The organism is Paenibacillus sacheonensis (assembly GCF_009909195.1).
GTDB classification, from domain to species: Bacteria; Bacillota; Bacilli; order Paenibacillales; family Paenibacillaceae; genus Paenibacillus_Z; species Paenibacillus_Z sacheonensis.
This window is the reverse complement of the sequence record NZ_JAAAMU010000012.1, coordinates 1-16,356: the sequence shown is the minus strand read 5'-3', so window position 1 is coordinate 16,356 and position 16,356 is coordinate 1. Positions and strand designations below refer to the sequence as shown.

Annotated in this window: 14 protein-coding genes; 8 read left to right on the top strand and 6 right to left on the bottom strand. The window is 58.4% G+C overall.

Going from position 1 to position 16,356, the window contains the following annotated elements; genetic code table 11:
- Nucleotides 1-7: 7 nt before the first annotated feature.
- From GT003_RS20810 to GT003_RS20800, 3 genes are all read right to left on the bottom strand, one after another.
- Nucleotides 8-967, bottom strand: coding sequence for a carbohydrate ABC transporter permease (locus tag GT003_RS20810; RefSeq protein ID WP_161701433.1), 960 nt, complete (start codon nt 965-967; stop codon nt 8-10).
- A complete protein-coding gene (locus tag GT003_RS20805; protein WP_338045963.1) occupies nt 961-1,854 on the bottom strand; it encodes an ABC transporter permease in 894 nt (297 codons plus the stop codon). Before GT003_RS20805 ends, GT003_RS20810 begins: the two co-directional genes overlap by 7 nt.
- 87 nt (nt 1,855-1,941) lie before the next feature.
- The gene (locus GT003_RS20800) at nt 1,942-3,585 is read right to left on the bottom strand and encodes a type 2 periplasmic-binding domain-containing protein (RefSeq protein WP_161701431.1); all 1,644 of its coding nucleotides are present in this window, start codon (nt 3,583-3,585) and stop codon (nt 1,942-1,944) included.
- A gap of 704 nt (nt 3,586-4,289) precedes the next feature.
- Between GT003_RS20800 and GT003_RS20795 the strand changes: the two genes are divergently transcribed.
- Complete coding sequence (locus GT003_RS20795) at nt 4,290-5,255, top strand: aldolase catalytic domain-containing protein (RefSeq protein ID WP_161701429.1); 966 nt, start codon at nt 4,290-4,292, stop codon at nt 5,253-5,255.
- 146 nt (nt 5,256-5,401) lie between these two features.
- Here the strand turns inward: GT003_RS20795 and GT003_RS20790 are convergent, their stop codons facing one another.
- Nucleotides 5,402-6,343, bottom strand: a complete 942-nt coding sequence (locus tag GT003_RS20790) for a helix-turn-helix domain-containing protein (RefSeq protein ID WP_161701427.1) — start codon at nt 6,341-6,343, stop codon at nt 5,402-5,404.
- A 165-nt stretch (nt 6,344-6,508) separates the two neighbouring features.
- On the opposite strand from GT003_RS20790, the gene GT003_RS20785 reads away from it, so the two are divergent.
- From GT003_RS20785 to GT003_RS20775, 3 genes are all read left to right on the top strand, one after another.
- The gene (locus GT003_RS20785; protein WP_161701425.1) at nt 6,509-7,306 is read left to right on the top strand and encodes a phytanoyl-CoA dioxygenase family protein; all 798 of its coding nucleotides are present in this window, start codon (nt 6,509-6,511) and stop codon (nt 7,304-7,306) included.
- 183 nt (nt 7,307-7,489) lie between these two features.
- Nucleotides 7,490-8,335 carry a DMT family transporter gene (locus GT003_RS20780; protein ID WP_161701423.1) on the top strand — a complete coding sequence of 282 codons (846 nt, stop codon included), beginning with the start codon at nt 7,490-7,492 and terminating at the stop codon, nt 8,333-8,335.
- 56 nt (nt 8,336-8,391) lie between these two features.
- Nucleotides 8,392-8,973, top strand: coding sequence for a hypothetical protein (locus tag GT003_RS20775; protein WP_161701421.1), 582 nt, complete (start codon nt 8,392-8,394; stop codon nt 8,971-8,973).
- A gap of 90 nt (nt 8,974-9,063) precedes the next feature.
- Here GT003_RS20775 and GT003_RS20770 read toward each other — a convergent pair whose 3' ends face one another.
- The gene (locus GT003_RS20770) at nt 9,064-11,979 is read right to left on the bottom strand and encodes an MMPL family transporter (RefSeq protein WP_161701419.1); all 2,916 of its coding nucleotides are present in this window, start codon (nt 11,977-11,979) and stop codon (nt 9,064-9,066) included.
- 272 nt (nt 11,980-12,251) lie between these two features.
- On the opposite strand from GT003_RS20770, the gene GT003_RS20765 reads away from it, so the two are divergent.
- Nucleotides 12,252-12,833, top strand: coding sequence for a TetR/AcrR family transcriptional regulator (locus GT003_RS20765; protein ID WP_161701417.1), 582 nt, complete (start codon nt 12,252-12,254; stop codon nt 12,831-12,833).
- Nucleotides 12,834-13,014: 181 nt separating this feature from the next.
- Here the strand turns inward: GT003_RS20765 and GT003_RS20760 are convergent, their stop codons facing one another.
- Nucleotides 13,015-13,317 (bottom strand): hypothetical protein, encoded by a 303-nt coding sequence (locus GT003_RS20760; protein WP_161701415.1) that lies wholly within the window; start codon nt 13,315-13,317, stop codon nt 13,015-13,017.
- A 202-nt stretch (nt 13,318-13,519) separates the two neighbouring features.
- Here GT003_RS20760 and GT003_RS20755 point away from each other — a divergent pair, with 202 nt between their 5' ends.
- From GT003_RS20755 to GT003_RS20745, 3 genes are all read left to right on the top strand, one after another.
- Complete coding sequence (locus tag GT003_RS20755; protein ID WP_161701413.1) at nt 13,520-15,040, top strand: vWA domain-containing protein; 1,521 nt, start codon at nt 13,520-13,522, stop codon at nt 15,038-15,040.
- Nucleotides 15,041-15,186: 146 nt separating this feature from the next.
- A complete protein-coding gene (gene pxpB, locus GT003_RS20750; protein ID WP_161701411.1) occupies nt 15,187-15,933 on the top strand; it encodes a 5-oxoprolinase subunit PxpB in 747 nt (248 codons plus the stop codon).
- Nucleotides 15,934-16,356, top strand: a 423-nt coding sequence (locus GT003_RS20745; RefSeq protein ID WP_487247393.1) for a 5-oxoprolinase subunit C family protein, incomplete at its 3' end; no start/stop codon positions are given. It lies immediately after the preceding gene.

The following is a 16,356-nucleotide window of genomic DNA, read 5'->3' as shown; positions in this document are numbered from 1 at the left end:
GCAAGCGTTAACCTTTGACGGATCCGAGCATGATGCCCTTGACGAAATACTTCTGCAGAAACGGGTACACGATCAGAATCGGCACGATGGCGAAAATGATCGTCGCCGCCTTGATGTTCTCGGGCTGCACGACCATGCGGCTGCTGTCGTTCAGCGTGCTGGTGTTCTGGCTGCCCATATTCAGCATGTTGAAGTCGATGACAATGGAGCGCAGCACCATTTGGAGCGGCCATTTGCTGTTGTCGGTAATGAAGAACAAGGCGTTGAAGAAGTCGTTCCAGTGGCCGACCGCGTAGAACAGGCCGACCGTGGCGATGACGGGCTTGGACAGGGGCAGAATCAGGCTCCACAGGACGCGCATCTCGGAAGCCCCGTCGATTCGAGCGGATTCCTCCAGGCTTTCCGGAATGCTCCAGAAGAAATTCCGCATCAAGATGAGATTGAACGGCGCCACCAGCTGCGGCAGGATCAGTACCCAGACGCTGTTCATCAAGCCCAGATTCTTCAGCAGGATATACATCGGGATGAGTCCCGCGCCGAAGAGCATGGGAATGATGACCAGCCACAGCAGGAAACGATGTCCCGGTATATGCGTCTTGGACAAGCCGTATGCGCCCGTTGCCGTGAACACGAGATTCAGGAACGTCCCCACGACGGCGACGAACACGGTAATGCCGAACGACTTCATCAGCACGCTCGTATGGAAAATATATTTGTACGCCTCCAGCGTGAACGACTTCGGCCAGAGCATCATCGGATCGCTGTACACGGCATGCGCTTCGCTGAGCGAGACCGCCCAGACATTGACGATCGGCACCAGCGTTACGAGCCCCGCGGCGACGAGGATGACATAGATGACCGTCTGCGCCCAAACGGGATTGGCGTCCAGCTTGCTGCTGATGGCCGCGAGATCCTTCTCTTTCTCGGCCACGCGTTCCAAGCCGGGGGTTTGTTCTGCTTCTACCATAGCGATTTCTCCCCCATCCGGCGTATGACGTTATTCGCGCTGACGATCAGGATGACCCCGATAATGCCCTTGAACAAGCCGACGGCCGTAGCGAGCTCGAACTGCGACTGCAGGAGGCCAAGCCGGTAGACGTAGGTGTCGATGATATCGCCGACGTCATAGACGGCCGGGTTGAGGAAGATGAAGATTTGATCGAAGCCCGCATCCAATATGCCCGCCAGCTGCAAGCAGAAGAGGAGTGCGATGATGGGCCGGATGCCCGGCAGGGTGACATGCCAGATCTGCCGCATCTTGCCCGCGCCGTCGATCTTGGCCGCTTCGTAGAGCTGGGCGTCGATGCCGGAGAGAGCAGCCAAATAGATAATGGCGCCCCAGCCGAACTCCTTCATGATCGCCGTGATGACGATGACCGTACGGAACACGTCCGCGTTGGTCGTGAAGTTGAACTTATCAAGACCGGCGTTCACCAGCAGCAGGTTAATGATGCCGCTCGGCCCGATGAAATTGTAAATGATGCCGCCGAATACGACCCAGGAGAGGAAGTGCGGGAAGTACGTGACCGTCTGCACGATCCGCTTGAACCACAGATGCCTCACTTCGTTCAGCAGCAGAGCGAACAGGATCGGAACCGGGAAGCCGAAGACGAGCCGGTACAAGCTGATGATGATCGTATTCTTCAACAGCTCCGGGAATTTCTCCGAGTCGAACATCGACCGGAAATGCTCGAAGCCGACCCATGGGCTGTGCATGATGCCAGACATGATCTTGAAATCCTTGAACGCGATCGTGATGCCGTAGAACGGCGTATACGTGAAGATAGCGAAATACACGATCGTCGGCAAGATCAGCAGGTAGATGTAACGCGACTGCCATATCCGTTTACTCACATCGCTTCATTCCTTTCTGGCTCTCGCTGCAAAAAAACGGGACAAGGCCGCCCTGTACCGGCCGCCCTGCCCGTCCGATCGACTGGATCAGTCGACGTAATTCGGCTCGGATTTATCCTTTTGAAGCTCGTTCACTTCGTCGATGATTTTTTGCTCGCCGGCATCCAGCCACTTTTGGCGGGCCTTGATGTAGTCGTCCTTGGTCAGCTTCATGTCCGTCAGGATGCTTCCGCTGACCTTGGCCATGTAATCCTCGTAGATCTGCGCCCCGATCTTCGCGTTGGTCGGGGACGAGACGGTCGGATCTTTGTAGTCGTTGTACGGGGTCGCGGCGTATTTCTCGAACATGCTCTTGTAGTAGGCGAATTGATCCTGCATCCCGCCGCCGGCGAACTGCAGCTCGATCGCCTGCCAGTCCAGCTTCTCGCTCATCGGGTCGAGGAAGCGGAGCGGTTCGATTTGGGACGACTTGTAGTCGCTTTCGCGCTCGTCGTCGGGAATCGGCACCTTCCGGCCTTGATCGTCCACCGTATACGTCTTGCCCTCGATGCCGTATCTGCGGAAATCGGAGCCGTCGGTTAGCGACCAGTTCAGGAATTGGAAGATTTGGTCGGCCTTGCCCTCCGCCTTCTTGTTGATGTAGAAGCCGCGGTCCTGCGGGAATACAACGCGCGTGCCGCCCTTCTGCCCGTCCGGACCCGCAAGCGGGGACATCGTCTTGATCGTGGCTTTCGGGTCCGCCTTCCGCAGCTCGGGGAGCAGCGATTGCAGGTTGCCGCCGAGGATAACGGCTGCCTTGCCGGCCTTGAACTTGGTCTCGCCGAACGAGGCGTCCGGGTTGACGCCGGCTTCTTCGTCGAACAGGCCTTTTTTCTTCAGATCCTGCAGCCAGAACATGTAGTTCAAGTGTTCATCCTGCATTTCGGGCGGCAGCAGCTTGTTGGGATCGTCCTTCGACGGCGCCCAGCCGTAAGCGTCCCCGAAGGAGGTCGCCACGTCCTTGCCGGCCCAGAAAGGAATGGTATTGCCGTGCGTCATCGGCACGATGCCGGGTTCGCTTTCCTTGATCTTCTGCAGCGCGGCCTCGAGCTCGGCGATGGACGTCGGTTCGGCGATGCCGAGCTTCTCGAAAATATCGGCCCGGTAGTTGATGAAGAACGGCACGACCGGGTAAATCAGGTTCGGAATGAAGTAGATGTCGCCCTTGTCGTCCTTCATCTTGTCCCAGATGCCGTCCGGAACCGCGGCCTTGACGGCAGGGTATTTGTCGAGCAGGTCGTTGAGCTTCGTGAAGGCATCCTGGTCCTGCAGATCCTTCCAGAACGGATCGACCGGACCCGTGGCCCAAACGGCGTCGGGCATGTCGCCGGAAGCGGCAGTCGTCTTGATCGTGGAATCGTAATCGACGACGGGGATGATCCGGACGTCGATGTCGACGTTGGCCTGTTTGAACAATTCTTTCTCGTAAGCGCCGTTCTTCGTGTATGTCGCGGGACCCCAGGTCGGCCGGAGGTAGCTGAAGCTCAGCTTTTTACCGCTGCTGCTGCCTGCATTGCCGCCGTCATTGTCGGCCGTATTCCCTTTGTTCCCGTTATTCCCGTTATTTCCGGTATTGCCGGTATTTCCGTTGGATGAATTGGAGGAGCATCCCGCAATCAAGCTTACGATCATAAGTAATAGGACAGACAGCCTTCCCAGCTTCCACGTTTTCCGATGACGCATCTGATACATGTTCATCCTCCTCTTGATTTGTGATGCCGCCTGCCGTCAAGCGTCAAGCGTCTGATGCAGCGATGATAAGCCCCCTTATTTTTTGAAGTGGTAACTGCTATGAAAAATCCCCAAGGGGATGCTTCACCAATCGAAAGGACGGGCGAATGAAATCAATTGGATCGCCATAAGTATGCGCTTACATTATCAGTGGACATGAAGGATTCAATAGCGTTTACGGAAGCCGAAGAATGTGGGAGAAAGCATGCATTTGTAAACAATTAGGAGGATTAAAATTGTAATATTCGTAATATATCGTTATAAGACATTAGGGTCAACCATGCGATAAGCGCCATTTTTGAACTAGGACTTCACAGGCATCGCGAGGTCGGTGTAGGGCATAAGACTGGCCCGAACAGTGAGGATTAGTCAATTATGACTGAATTCATCATGGCGATTTTGTCGAATTCAAGACGGGAATCCATGTTTGCGGACCATCGCATAGGCGGTTTTCCGACAAGCTTAGACAGATCGTGCATGACGAACCGATTCCAGCACGGCCATCTGCGTATAATGGATAAACGGGTTGCATGATAGGTCATGAAGTCGATTGCGGCGCTGATGCCGGGCACTGATACGCTTTAAAGCGACAAAATTTTTTTTGCGTTCATGGCAGATTTCAAGTATGATGAAAAGAAAAGTATGGGCCAAAGGAGTACACGCACATGAACGCAAAAAACAACAGCAATTGCAAAATCGTCGACTGCACGATCCGCGACGGGGGCCTCGTCAATAACTGGGATTTCAGTGTCGAATTCGTTCAGCATCTGTACCATACGTTGAATGAAGCCGGCGTCGAATATATGGAAGTCGGATACAAAAACTCGCCGAAGCTGCTTAAAGGCGCCGAATCCGCGGGACCATGGCGTTTTCTGGACGACGACTTCCTGCGCAAGGTCATTCCGCATAAGCTGAACACGAAGCTCTCGGCGCTTGTGGACATCGGCCGCGTGGACGAGAACGACATCCTGCCGCGCGAGGAGAGCTTGCTTGACCTGATCCGCGTTGCCTGCTACATCCAGGACGTCGAGAAGGCGCTCGAGCTCGTGAACGTGTTCCATTCCCGCGGCTACGAGACGACGCTTAACATCATGGCGCTCTCCAACGTCATGGAGAATCAATTGCTGGAAGCGTTCGAGCTGATCGAAGCGAGCGTCGTCGACGTCGTTTACGTCGTGGACTCCTACGGCAGCCTGGATCCGAAGGATTTCGACTACCTCGTCAGCAAATTCCAGAAGCATCTGCCTAGCAAACGCCTTGGCGTGCATACGCATAACAACATGCAGCTGGCATTCGCCAACACGCTGATTTCGGTCGACAAAGGCGTTGAATTCCTGGACGCTTCCGTATACGGCATGGGCCGCGCGGCAGGCAACTGCCCGACCGAGCTGCTCGTCGCGCATCTCAAGAACACCAGATACAACGTACGTCCGGTGCTGGACATGATCGAGAAATACATGATTCCGCTTCGCGAGAAAGAAGAATGGGGCTACATCATCCCGTACATGATTACGGGCATGCTGGATGAGCACCCTCGTTCCGCGATGGCGCTGCGCGAATCCGACGACAGGGACAAAGCGGTCGATTTCTACGACAAGCTGACGACGCCCGAAGTGCTGCACAGCAAATAAGCCTTGCCGCATGCGACAGGCTTAGCGGCCTACCTATATGAAAGCTCCCGAGCCATCGCGGCCCGGGAGCTTCTTTCGTTTGCGCATGAGGCGCCGTCCCAAGACGCAGCGCGTGCGTCAGCGTCTGTGCCATTTCCTCCGAATCCTTATCGGCTGGCTGTCTCGGGCGGGTGATCCGGTACCGGCAGTTCGCCCGAATGCGGCAGCCGCCGTCGGAAGTGCGACCGGTATGCGCTCGGCGTCAATCCGAATTCCCGCTTGAACATCCGATTGAAGAAGCTGAGATCCTCGAAGCCGACCTCCAGCGAGATGGCGGTGATTTTGGCAGGGGACGTCTCGAGAAGCTTCTTCGCCTCCAGCAGTCGGATCCGATTGCGGAATTCGATGAACGTCATGCCGATCTGCTGCTTGAATTTGGTCGTGAACGTCGTTTGGCTGAGGTTGCAGAACTCGCTGATCTGCTGCAGGCTCAGCGGCTGGGCGTAATGCTGCTTCGTGAAAGCGCATACGGTTCGGAACAAAGCGGCTTCGTTATCCATGCGGGCCATCGGCTTCTGCGCGGAACGTTCATAGCAGCGGCTGAGATAGATGAACAGCTGCAGCAGATGCGTGCGCACCATCAGCTCGTAATTGGATTCGCGGTCCGTATCCTCGCGGACGAGGCTGTCCAGGATGGCGATGGCTTGGCTGCGCTCCAGCTTGCTGAGGTTCATGAAGGTGCCGACGCGCGCCTGCCCTTGAAGGAACGGTTCCAGGTAGTAGAAATCGATGAAGCCGTTGACGCCCGCCATATGCGAGAGCTCCTGCTCGAAATAATACGGATCGAAGATGACGTTATTGACCGTCAAGGGCGTATCCGGCAGCCGCCGGTAGCCGTGCGGAACATGGCGGTGGATGATGAAGATATCCCCTTCCCGGATCGGCAGCTCGCGGTCTTGGAAGAGATGGATGCCATGGCCTTCCGTGACATAGATAATCTCGACGAAGTCATGGATATGAAGATCGTAATCCTGACCGACCGGCGCCCGAAAGGCCCGAAACGGAAAAGCGGGGTTATCCATGAACTGCTCGTTCACATAGTGGTCCACGCGGCAGCCTCCAATCCGTCAAAAAGTCCCAGTCTTTCGTCAAATCGTCCAATTCTGCGAGGTCTCGTATGCGTTAAGCTAACTATATCAGATCTGCCGCGCGCCTGGAATGAGCAGCCGGCGGGACTGAACGCGAATAATAGCTACGGGGAGATGGGAAAGCGCATGAGCACGGAACAGAAGGCAACGGCCAATCCAAGCGCATTCGATTTGGAATTTCATAAGGAAGAATTTTTCCGCAACGGCTTTACGCTCGTCAGGAACGTGCTGAGCGAGGAATTCGTGGATGCCTATCGCATCGAATTCGAGCGGGAGTTCACGGAGAAGCCGCATGACGGCTACGGCGACACGCTGAGAACCAAAATGTTCGAGCGCGGCGACAGCTTCCTGCGAATGATCGACCGGCCGGAGGCCGTGGCGTTCGCCGAAGCGGTGCTGGGGAAGAACTGCCATATGTTTTCGAACAACGGCTTGTACACGAAGCCCGGCACGGGCATCGATTTCTGGCATGTCGACGAGGATTTGTTTTTCGAGATTCCGGAGGGCGCCCTGCTGGATCCGCGCATTCAGATGCCGTGCTTTATGTTCAGCGCCATGTATTATTTGCAGGACGTGACCGAGGATATGGGCCCTACCCAGCTGGTGCCGGGCAGCCACAGGAGCGGCAGGGAACCGGCATCGCCGAAGGAAACGCCGTACTACAACGGTCAAGGACCGGTCTCCATTCTCGCGAAGAAAGGCGACATGCTGCTGTTCAACGGCCAAACCTGGCATCGGGGCGCCAAGAACGAGAGCGACCGGGTACGCATGGTCCAGCAGGTTACGTATGGCCGGCGCTGGGTATCGCAGCGGTTCTACCCGTTCGTCAACTATGTCATGCCGCAGTCGACCATCGACGGGGCGAAGGATAATCCGCGGCTGACCCGGCTGCTGGGCTTTCACCCGCGCGGTCCATACGGATAACATACGGAAAGACAAGCAAGCCGTGCAGATTCGCTCTCTGCGCGGCTTTGTCGTTCTCCGGACACGGAGAACGTAATCGTTGACAGGGTACAGGCGAGAACGTACAATCCAAAATATGGTTGTGATATTAATCACATAAGCGGTTCGAATTACCGCGTTCGCATGCGGAGGAGGACGATAACGATGAGCATTGCCGCTTCATCGATCGCGCTCGTGCTGCTGTCGGGCTTCTTCCATGCTTCCTGGAACCTGATGACGAAATCGAGCGCGGACAAAAATGCCTTTCTGTGGTACTGTCAGCTTATCCCCCTCGTCGGATTCATGCCGTGGGCGATATTGAATTGGCAGGACGCATCCTTTACAATAGAATCCTCTCTTCTCCTATGCGCATCGGCCGTCATCCACGGCTGCTACTGCCTGCTGCTCGCCAAGTCGTACACCGTCGGAGATCTCTCGCAGGCGTATCCCATCATGCGGGGAACGAGTCCGCTGCTCGTCCCGCTGCTCAGCGTTGCCTGGTTTCATGAATCGCTGTCGTTCTTCGGATGGGTCGGACTTCTGCTCATCCTGGCAGGGATCGCGACGATCAACGGGCTGCGCTTGTCGGCCAGCCCAGCGGTTACCGGCTATGCATTGGCCGTCGGGCTCTGCATCGCGGCGTACACGCTCGTGGACAGACAGGCGCTGGCCTATGTCGAGCCGCCGCTTCTCAACGAGATGACGAATATCGGCAATTTCATCGCGCTTTCGTTCGTGGCCTATCGCCCCGCGGCGCTGCGGGCGGAATGGCGGATGAACAAGCGCTGGATTGTCGCCGCCTCCGTGCTCGCGCCAAGCGGCTACATCCTGTTTCTGTACGCCCAGAGCGGCGCGCCGCTCGCGGTGCTTGCGCCGATGCGGGAGATCGGAACGGTGTTCGGCACCGTCTTGGCCGTCGCGGTGCTTCGAGAGCGGCAGGGGGCGCGCCGATTGCTGGCCTCCGTACTCATAACGGCGGGGATTTTCTGTATTGGCTTCCTGCATGCTTAACGATTTGCCTACTTACTAACAGCTGGCGTTACGACGCCGGAAGGAGCGGTTGCAGCATGAACAATGATTTGGAGCAAATCGCGGAACGATTGGAATCCCGGCAGACGCTGCAGGCGCTTATGCCGAAGAAAGCGTGGGACGCGGACCTGGACGGCCGTATTGCCAAGCTTCCGCCCAGCGCGCGGCCAGCGCATATCGCACTGAAGGCTGGACTGCATCTGCTCAATGAAAGCCTCGCCGCCTCGCATTCCTATTCGCAGGAAATCGAGGACGATCCGACGGGCTGTTATTGGCATGGCATCATGCACCGGATGGAAGGCGACTTCTCCAATGCGAACTACTGGTTCCACATAGCAGGATCCCATCCGGCGATGCAGAAGCTGCAGGACAGGGCGGCGGACTGGGTGCGCAACAGCACCATCCTGAACGATGTGCCGGACGGCGCCGTTCGCGACGGCTTGGCTGCGATCGCGCGTCAAACCCGCTGGAACCCCAGTGCCTTCACCTCCCTGGTATCGCTTCAAGAGAGCGGCAAGATTTCGGAGGAGACGAGAAGCGCGCTCGAATACGTGCAGCATCTGGAGCTGACGGAGCTGTTCTCGCACACCCGGCATGCGGCCCGCGATTGGATGGAATAACAGCAATGGAGCAATAGACTTGCAGGCATAGCAAATAGGAGCTGCCCTAAGCGATTCGGCTTAGGGCAGCTCCTATTTCGTTAGGGCCGATTATTCCGTGCCGTCGGCTGGCTGCAACGAACGATCGCGGTTCGCGGCGCGGCCGGTCGCTTCCTTCTGCACACGTCTGAACGGCCACCAGTTAGCTTCGCCAAATAGATTGGCGAGCGCCGGAACGACGAGTCCCATGAAGACGAACGCGTACAGGATGAGTCCGATCACGATGCCGGCACCGATCTGCAGCAGCGTATTCACGCCGGACATCATGAGCGCGGCGAACGTGCCGCCCATGATGATCGCCGCCGATACGATGACGCCTCCGGTCGTGGACATCGCCTTCGTCATCGCATGCGTAATGCCGCCAGGGCGGTATTCTTCCTTGAAGCGCGCCATCAGGAAGATGCTGTAGTCGACGCCGAGCGCGACGATGATGAGGAAGATAAAGAACGATGCGCTCCAGGACAAGCCTTCCTTGCCCAGCAGCTTCACGAATATGAATTCCACGATGCCCATCGTCACGAGGAAATTGAAGCCGAGCGAGAGCAGCAGGTAAAGCGGCGCCAGAATGGAGCGGAGCATGATCAGCAGGACGATGAAAATACCGATCAGCACGAACGCGCCCGTCCGTACGAAGTCGCTCTTCGAGATCGCCTTCAGCTCCGTGATCTGCGCGGAGGTTCCGGAGAGGTAGACTTTCGCGTTTGCCAGGGAGCTTCCGCTCAAGCTGGCGCGCAGCGCATCCCGGATTCGGCCGACGGTATCCTGCGCTTCGGGCGAGTACGGATTGACGGCGAGCACGACATCGAGCTTCGCGGTCTTGCCGTCCGCGGAAATATAATAGTCCAGCGCCTGCTGCAGCTCGGGACTATCCAGCGCGGACTGCGGCAAATTCCAGCCGGGGATCTGGCTGTCTCCGATGGAAGCCGTCGCTTCCTTCACCTGCGTCAGGCCTTTCGAGACATCGCCGAGCCCGCCGGCCCCTGCGCTCAGGCCGCTCGTCAGCTCCTTCAGGCCGCCGCCAAGCTTTGCGGCTCCCTCCGCTGCGTCGGTTTGGCCTGCCGCCAGCTGCCCAAGGCCGCCGGCGGCCTTCGAGACGCCGGGGTTCAGCTGCGAGAAGCTGGCCGACAATCGATCGGCGCCGCCTTCGAGCTGCTTCAAGCTGCGTTCGAGGGCCTGCAGCTTGCCGAGCAGCTGCTTCATGGCCGCTTCATCCTTCAGCTCCGGATGGCTCTTCAGCAGCGCATCCAAATCGGTGCGCAAGGAAGACGATACGGCGGCGCTCTGCGAGAGTCCGCCGGCCAGCTGGCCGGCGCCTTTGGACGCCTGCTGCAGTCCGCCGTGGATTTGATTCAAGCCGGTCTGCGCTTCTTTCGTCTTGGAAGCCATCGTGCGGAGCCCGCTCGCGAGCTTGTCGACGTCGCCCTGTCCGCCGGCGACGGAGGCTTCGGCATCGCGCAGGCCGCCGGCGACCTTATCGACGCCGTCCTTGAGCTGCTGCAAGGCCTGCGAGGTTTGGGTCAATTGGCCGGATACCGTCAGGTCGGCCAGTTGAGCGCCGAGCGGCCGAACCGCGCTGCGAACTTCCTTGACGCCGCTCAGCGAAGCTAAGCTGGCGCTGGCCGTTTCCATGGCGGCGAGCGCCTCCGGCGTGCGCATGGAAGCGTCCGAAGTGATCGCGACGGAGAGCGGGAACACCTCCCCGGACCCGAAGGAACGTTCAACCTGCCGGAAGCCCTGAACGGATCCGAGCTTAGGGCTGATTTCGGCCAAATCGTCGAAGGAACGTTTATTGTGATAGAGCAGCGTGAGCGGCGCCAGCAGGATGACCGTTACAAGCAGGATCGCGACAGGTCTGCGCGCGGCTAGCGCGGCCATCGATCCCCACAGCTTGGAATCGCCGTGTCCTTGGCCGCTTGCGATCTTGGACGGCCAGAACGTCGCTTGGCCGAAAGCCATGAGCAGCGCCGGCGTCAGCGTCAGTCCCGCGATAAGCGTAACGGCTACGCCGATGGAGACGCCGGCGGCGGACTGGTACAGACCGAACTGCGCGAAGCCGATGAGGAAGAACGCGACGAACACGGTGCTGGCCGAGAAGGCGACCGTCTTGCCGACGGTGCGCACCGTGCGCACGAGCGCCTCGACCTTATCCCCGTCGCGGCTCAGCTCCTCGCGGAAACGCTGAATAAGCAGGATGCAGTAGTCCGTCCCCGCCCCGAACATGACGGCGATCAGAAACGATTCGGTGAACGAGGACACCGGCATGCCCCAATAGGTCGCCGCGGCGACGAGACCTCTCGTGATGACGAGCGAGATGCCGATCGTGATAAGCGGGATGAATGGCGCGACGGGGGAACGGAAGACGATAAGCAGAATGACGAGGACGAGTCCCACGGTGAGCAGCTCGGTCTTCTTCAAGCCGTCCGAGGAGCTTTGCTGGAAGTCCTTGCCGATCGGCGCGCTGCCCGTCAGTTCCACCTTGCTGCCTGCCGGCGATCCTTGGATTCGCTCATTCAGCGAATCGACCGCGTCCTGAGTCAACGCGTCGTTGTCCGTGCCGGAGAAGCCGACGAGAATCATCTCGGTCGTACCGTCCTGGCTGCGGAACTTGGAAGCAAGCTCGGGCGTCCCGTAAGCTGACTGAACGGATTTGAAGCCGTCCTTGCCGCTAAGGCCGGCGAGTTCGGCGGCTTTGGCTTTCAGCCAGGTCCTGTCTTCGTCCGTCAAGCCGCCATCCCGCGAGTAGACCAGGATCGCGCTCGACTTGGTCGTCGACTCGGGATTGATCCGATCGAGCATGCTCTTGGCCACGACGGACTCGGAATCGGTCGGAATGAATTTTTGCTCCGTCTGGCGGACGATGCTCCCCAGGTCGGGCAGCGCCAGCATGGAGATGGCGGCGATCGCCAGCCATCCCAGCAGAATCAACCATTTTGCGCGGGCGAGACCGCGGATGAACCGTTCTGTCATCTTTCCGTCCTCCTCTTGCATGGGTATTCTCTACGTTTAGTTATAGCGCATGAAATCGAAGAAATCAATATATTGAACTCTTGGTCATAATTATTTCACATTCATGAAACCCTCGTCCAATAAGGGTTATATGCTCTTGATACTCTTCGCTTCAATGCTAAGTTTAACGGTAATAAGCAAATAAATGACCGTCGGTCATCTATGTTTACGGGACTCCGGGGCTATGCTACAATGGGCGTAACCGAACGGCTGAATGACGGAGGAACTCAGGCATGCAGAGAGAGCTTAAGAAAGAACAGACGCGGACGCGAATCAAAGAGGCGGCGATGTCCTTATTTTCCGAACAAGGGTACGAGCCGACGACGGTCGAAGCGATCGCCAAGCTGGCCGGCGTTGCCAAAGGCACCTTTTTCAACTATTTTTCTTCCAAAGACGATCTCCTATGCGATCTGCAGGGAATATTCGCCATCAGCGAGGCGGGGAAGCTGAAGGATACGCCGGGGCCGCTCGTGCCGCGGCTGCAGCTGTTGGTATTCGAGCTGGTGAAGCGGTTCGAGATGAACAAGCCTTTGACGCGCGCCTTGTTCCAAGCGATGCTGAGCAGAGACAGCGCGCTCAATACCCATAACAAACTGTTGAACGCGCTGTCGGAAGCGCTGCTTCCGCTCATCCTGCAGGCGCAGGAGAACGGAGAGATCCGCAAGGACATGCCCGCGGAGATGCTGGCGCAGCAGGCGTTCCAATCGTATTTCGGCACGCTTATCATATGGGCGATGGAGGAAGGCGACGAGCCGCTCGATACGCGCATGACGATGAGCTTCGAATTATTCTTTAAAGGCATTGCGCCCCAGTGAGGCCCAGCGAGGCGCTGAATAGAAATGCCGTCCGCCGCCGGATTTCCCCGGCGATAAGGCCGCGCAAAAAAGCAGCTTCGGTTCGACCCTCTCGAGGGTTGCCGGAGCTGCTTTTTTGGACTGCATAGTTCAATTTAAGTGTAATGCTGCGCGATTCAGCGCGATGCAGGCTTTGCGCGGCTTAGAAGCCGGGGAGCTCGCCGTCGCCGCGGATGGCGGCCGCATGGTGCTGCTCGTTGGGGTGGAAGTAGCCGCTGCCCGCGAATGGCCGCCCTCCCGCCGTAATGCCGTTCAAGGCGACGCCGAGCTGATCGGTTTCGTTGAACCGGCGGAGCAAGTCATGCTGCGTCATGCCGTCGACCTCGACGTACCAAAGCTTGTAGCCGGCGTCCGAGACGATGACGAGCCGGGCCGACGAGAAAGACAGCCTTGTCGCCGCGCCGCCGTACGTGATGGACAGCTCGGTCAATTGATAGGTTTCCAAGGCGGATTCCGCCTCCTTTCCATCCGGGAAGACGGCGGCCCTTAATCGGACGGCGCACGTTTTCATATCCGGGAAAAACATATTCCCCCATTGTAATGCGGACATGCCGGGTTTGCAACAATACGGTTTCGCGCTGCGTCAGGAGAGAGAATGGCCGTTTACATTTTTTTACTGTCCAAACAATATAAAGGGGGACTAAGAAATGGGTATGGAACGGAATCCGCGCATGAAGCAAGAAACGGAGAGCGTAGACGGCAGAGTAGAAGAAAATGCGAATGAAACCGTAAATGAAACCGTAAATGAAACGACAGGTAAAGTGAAGAACCTTAAGAGAGAGAGAGAGAAGCTAATAGGGCTGCAGGTCTGGACTATGCAGGCATGGAAGATCAGGAAGAGAACCGCCGCGGGGCTGCTGCTGGCCGCCGTGCTCGCGCTGACGACGGCGCTGGGCGGGTGCAGTTCGAGCGATGGCAACAACGATGCCGCGAACTCCGGCAATGCCGCGAAAGATTCCGGCTCGTCCGATTCCTCCGCCAACGCAACGGGTGACGAGGGGACCAGCAGTTCGACCAATAACGCCGCCGCCGCGGACGACGGTTCGGGCACCTCAGACAAAGCGGATGAGCCTGCGGTCGACGACGACGGCGCTTCGACGTCGCCGCCGGCGAAGGGCGAGTCGTCGCAATACGACGATTCCAGACCCGGTCAATTGACGGCCGGCGAATGGGACGACATGGCCGCCTGGCAGGATTGGCAGCAGCTTCTGTCCAGCCAGGAGGGACGGGAGAACGAGTCGTATTGGTCGATCTATCCGCAGCATCGGCTCGAGGTCGACGTCAGCGCAGGCGGAGAGCCTATAATGGATGCAACCGTGGAATTAATCGGCAGCGACGGGGAGACCGCGTGGGAGGCCCGCACGAACAATGAAGGTGTCGCCTATGTGTATGCCGGGCTGTTCGATGAGCAGGGCACGCAGGAGGAATACGGGGTGCTGGTCACGTCCGGCAATCAGAAGAAGCAGTATGAGAACGTCCCGGTCCCGCGCGCGAAAGCGCTGAAGGTCGAATTGGAGAACGAGGTCAAAGGGCCGGACGCCCTCGATCTGATGCTGCTAGTCGACACAACAGGATCGATGCAGGATGAGCTGAACTATTTGAAGACGGAGCTGAAGGACGTCGTGAAGCGGGTCGACCGGGACAACGGGCAGCGGCTCGGGATTCGGGTCAGCGCGAACTTTTACCGCGACCACGCGGACGATTATGTCGTGAAGGCTTTCCCGTTCACGGATGATATCGATAAGGTGGTCTCCCAGCTCTCCGAACAGAAGGCGGCCGGAGGCGGCGATTTTCCGGAGGCCGTAGACGAGGCGCTGGCGAGCGCGATCGACAAGCATGAATGGAGCGGCGATGCGCGGGCAAGGCTGCTGTTTCTGGTTATGGACGCGCCGCCGCATCACGAACGCAAGGTGACGAAGCGGCTGCGGGAATTGACGGAGACGGCCGCGGCGGAAGGCATTCGGATTATTCCGGTTGCATCCAGCGGCGTCGACGAGCATACGGAATATATCATGCGCTTCTTGGCGTCGGCTACGGGAGGCACGTATTTGTTCCTGACGGATCACAGCGGCATCGGGAACGATCATTTGAAGCCCGAGGTCGGGGAATACGAAGTTAAAGCATTGAACGATTTGCTGGTGGAAGTCATTAATCGATATGCTTCGTAATACGGACCATTTTGTCGAAAAAAAGATCTGGTAAAGCATGGAAAAGTAGCTGGACAAGAAGAACGGAATGGTACAAACTAGAAGTGATTAGCACTGGATCAAACTGGTGTTTGCATTAAAATCGATTTGTCGAATAATGGTGAAACATGGAGAATAAAATACAATCGGATCCTACCTCGTCCTACGAGATCCGGCCGCTCGGGGACCGTGCAATCGTGATCGGGCTGAAGCAAGAGGACGGCGTTCCATTATGGAAGCGCGCGGCGGGACTGTCGCTGCTTATTCGCAGTCAAGGTGCGCAGTGGATCATGGACGTCGTACCGGCGTACGACACGGTTACGGTCGTGTATGACCCCGTGCTGCTCGGTTTCGGCCATAGGGGAGAGGCGGCGCCGCCTTACGAGGCGGCCGCTGCCTTCATCGAGCCGCTGCTTCGGCTTCCGGCCGCGGCTGACGGGACAGGTGCCCGCACGGTTGATATTCCGGTCTGCTACGGCGGAGAATACGGACCAGATCTGGCGGAGTGCGCCATGCGATCCGATATATTGGAAGAGGCATTCGTCGCGCTGCATGCCGGAGGGAAATACGAGGTCGCGATGATCGGCTTTATGCCGGGCTTTCCTTATTTGACGGGGCTTCCGGAGGACCTTGCCCAGCCGCGCCGGCCTTCGCCGCGCAGCCGCGTGCCCGCGGGCTCCGTCGGTATCGCTGGCGGCGGGACGGGCATCTATCCGTTGGCGTCGCCGGGCGGCTGGCAATTGATCGGTCGGACGCCGATTCGGCTCTTCGATCCCGATCGGGCGGAACCGTTCCTGCTGCGGGCTGGCGATACGCTCCGATTCCTTCCCATCACGGCGAAGGACATGCTGCAGCAGCTGCGAGGAGAAGGATAGATGAGTATGCAGGTATTGAAGCCGGGCTTCTATACGACGGTGCAGGACTTGGGAAGGCCGGGCTGGCGGAAGGACGGCGTCGCGGAAGGCGGCGCGATGGACCGTTATGCGCTGCGCACGGCGAACCTGCTTGTCGGCAACGCCGAAGGCGAAGCCGGTCTGGAACTGACGCTGGCGGGTCCGGAGCTGCTTCTGGAGCAGGATCTGCTGCTCGCAGTCTGCGGCGCGGCTATGCCGCCGTCCGTCGACGGCGAGGAACTCCCGCTGTGGCGGCCGTTCTGGGCGCGCGCCGGCTCGGTCCTCTCGTTCGGCGCCGCGCTCGGGGGCTGCCGCGCGTACCTCGCGGTCGGCGGCGGAATCGCCGCCGCCTCGGCGCTCGGCAGCCGCGGCACCGATGCGCGCGCCGGCATCGGCGGCCTCGCC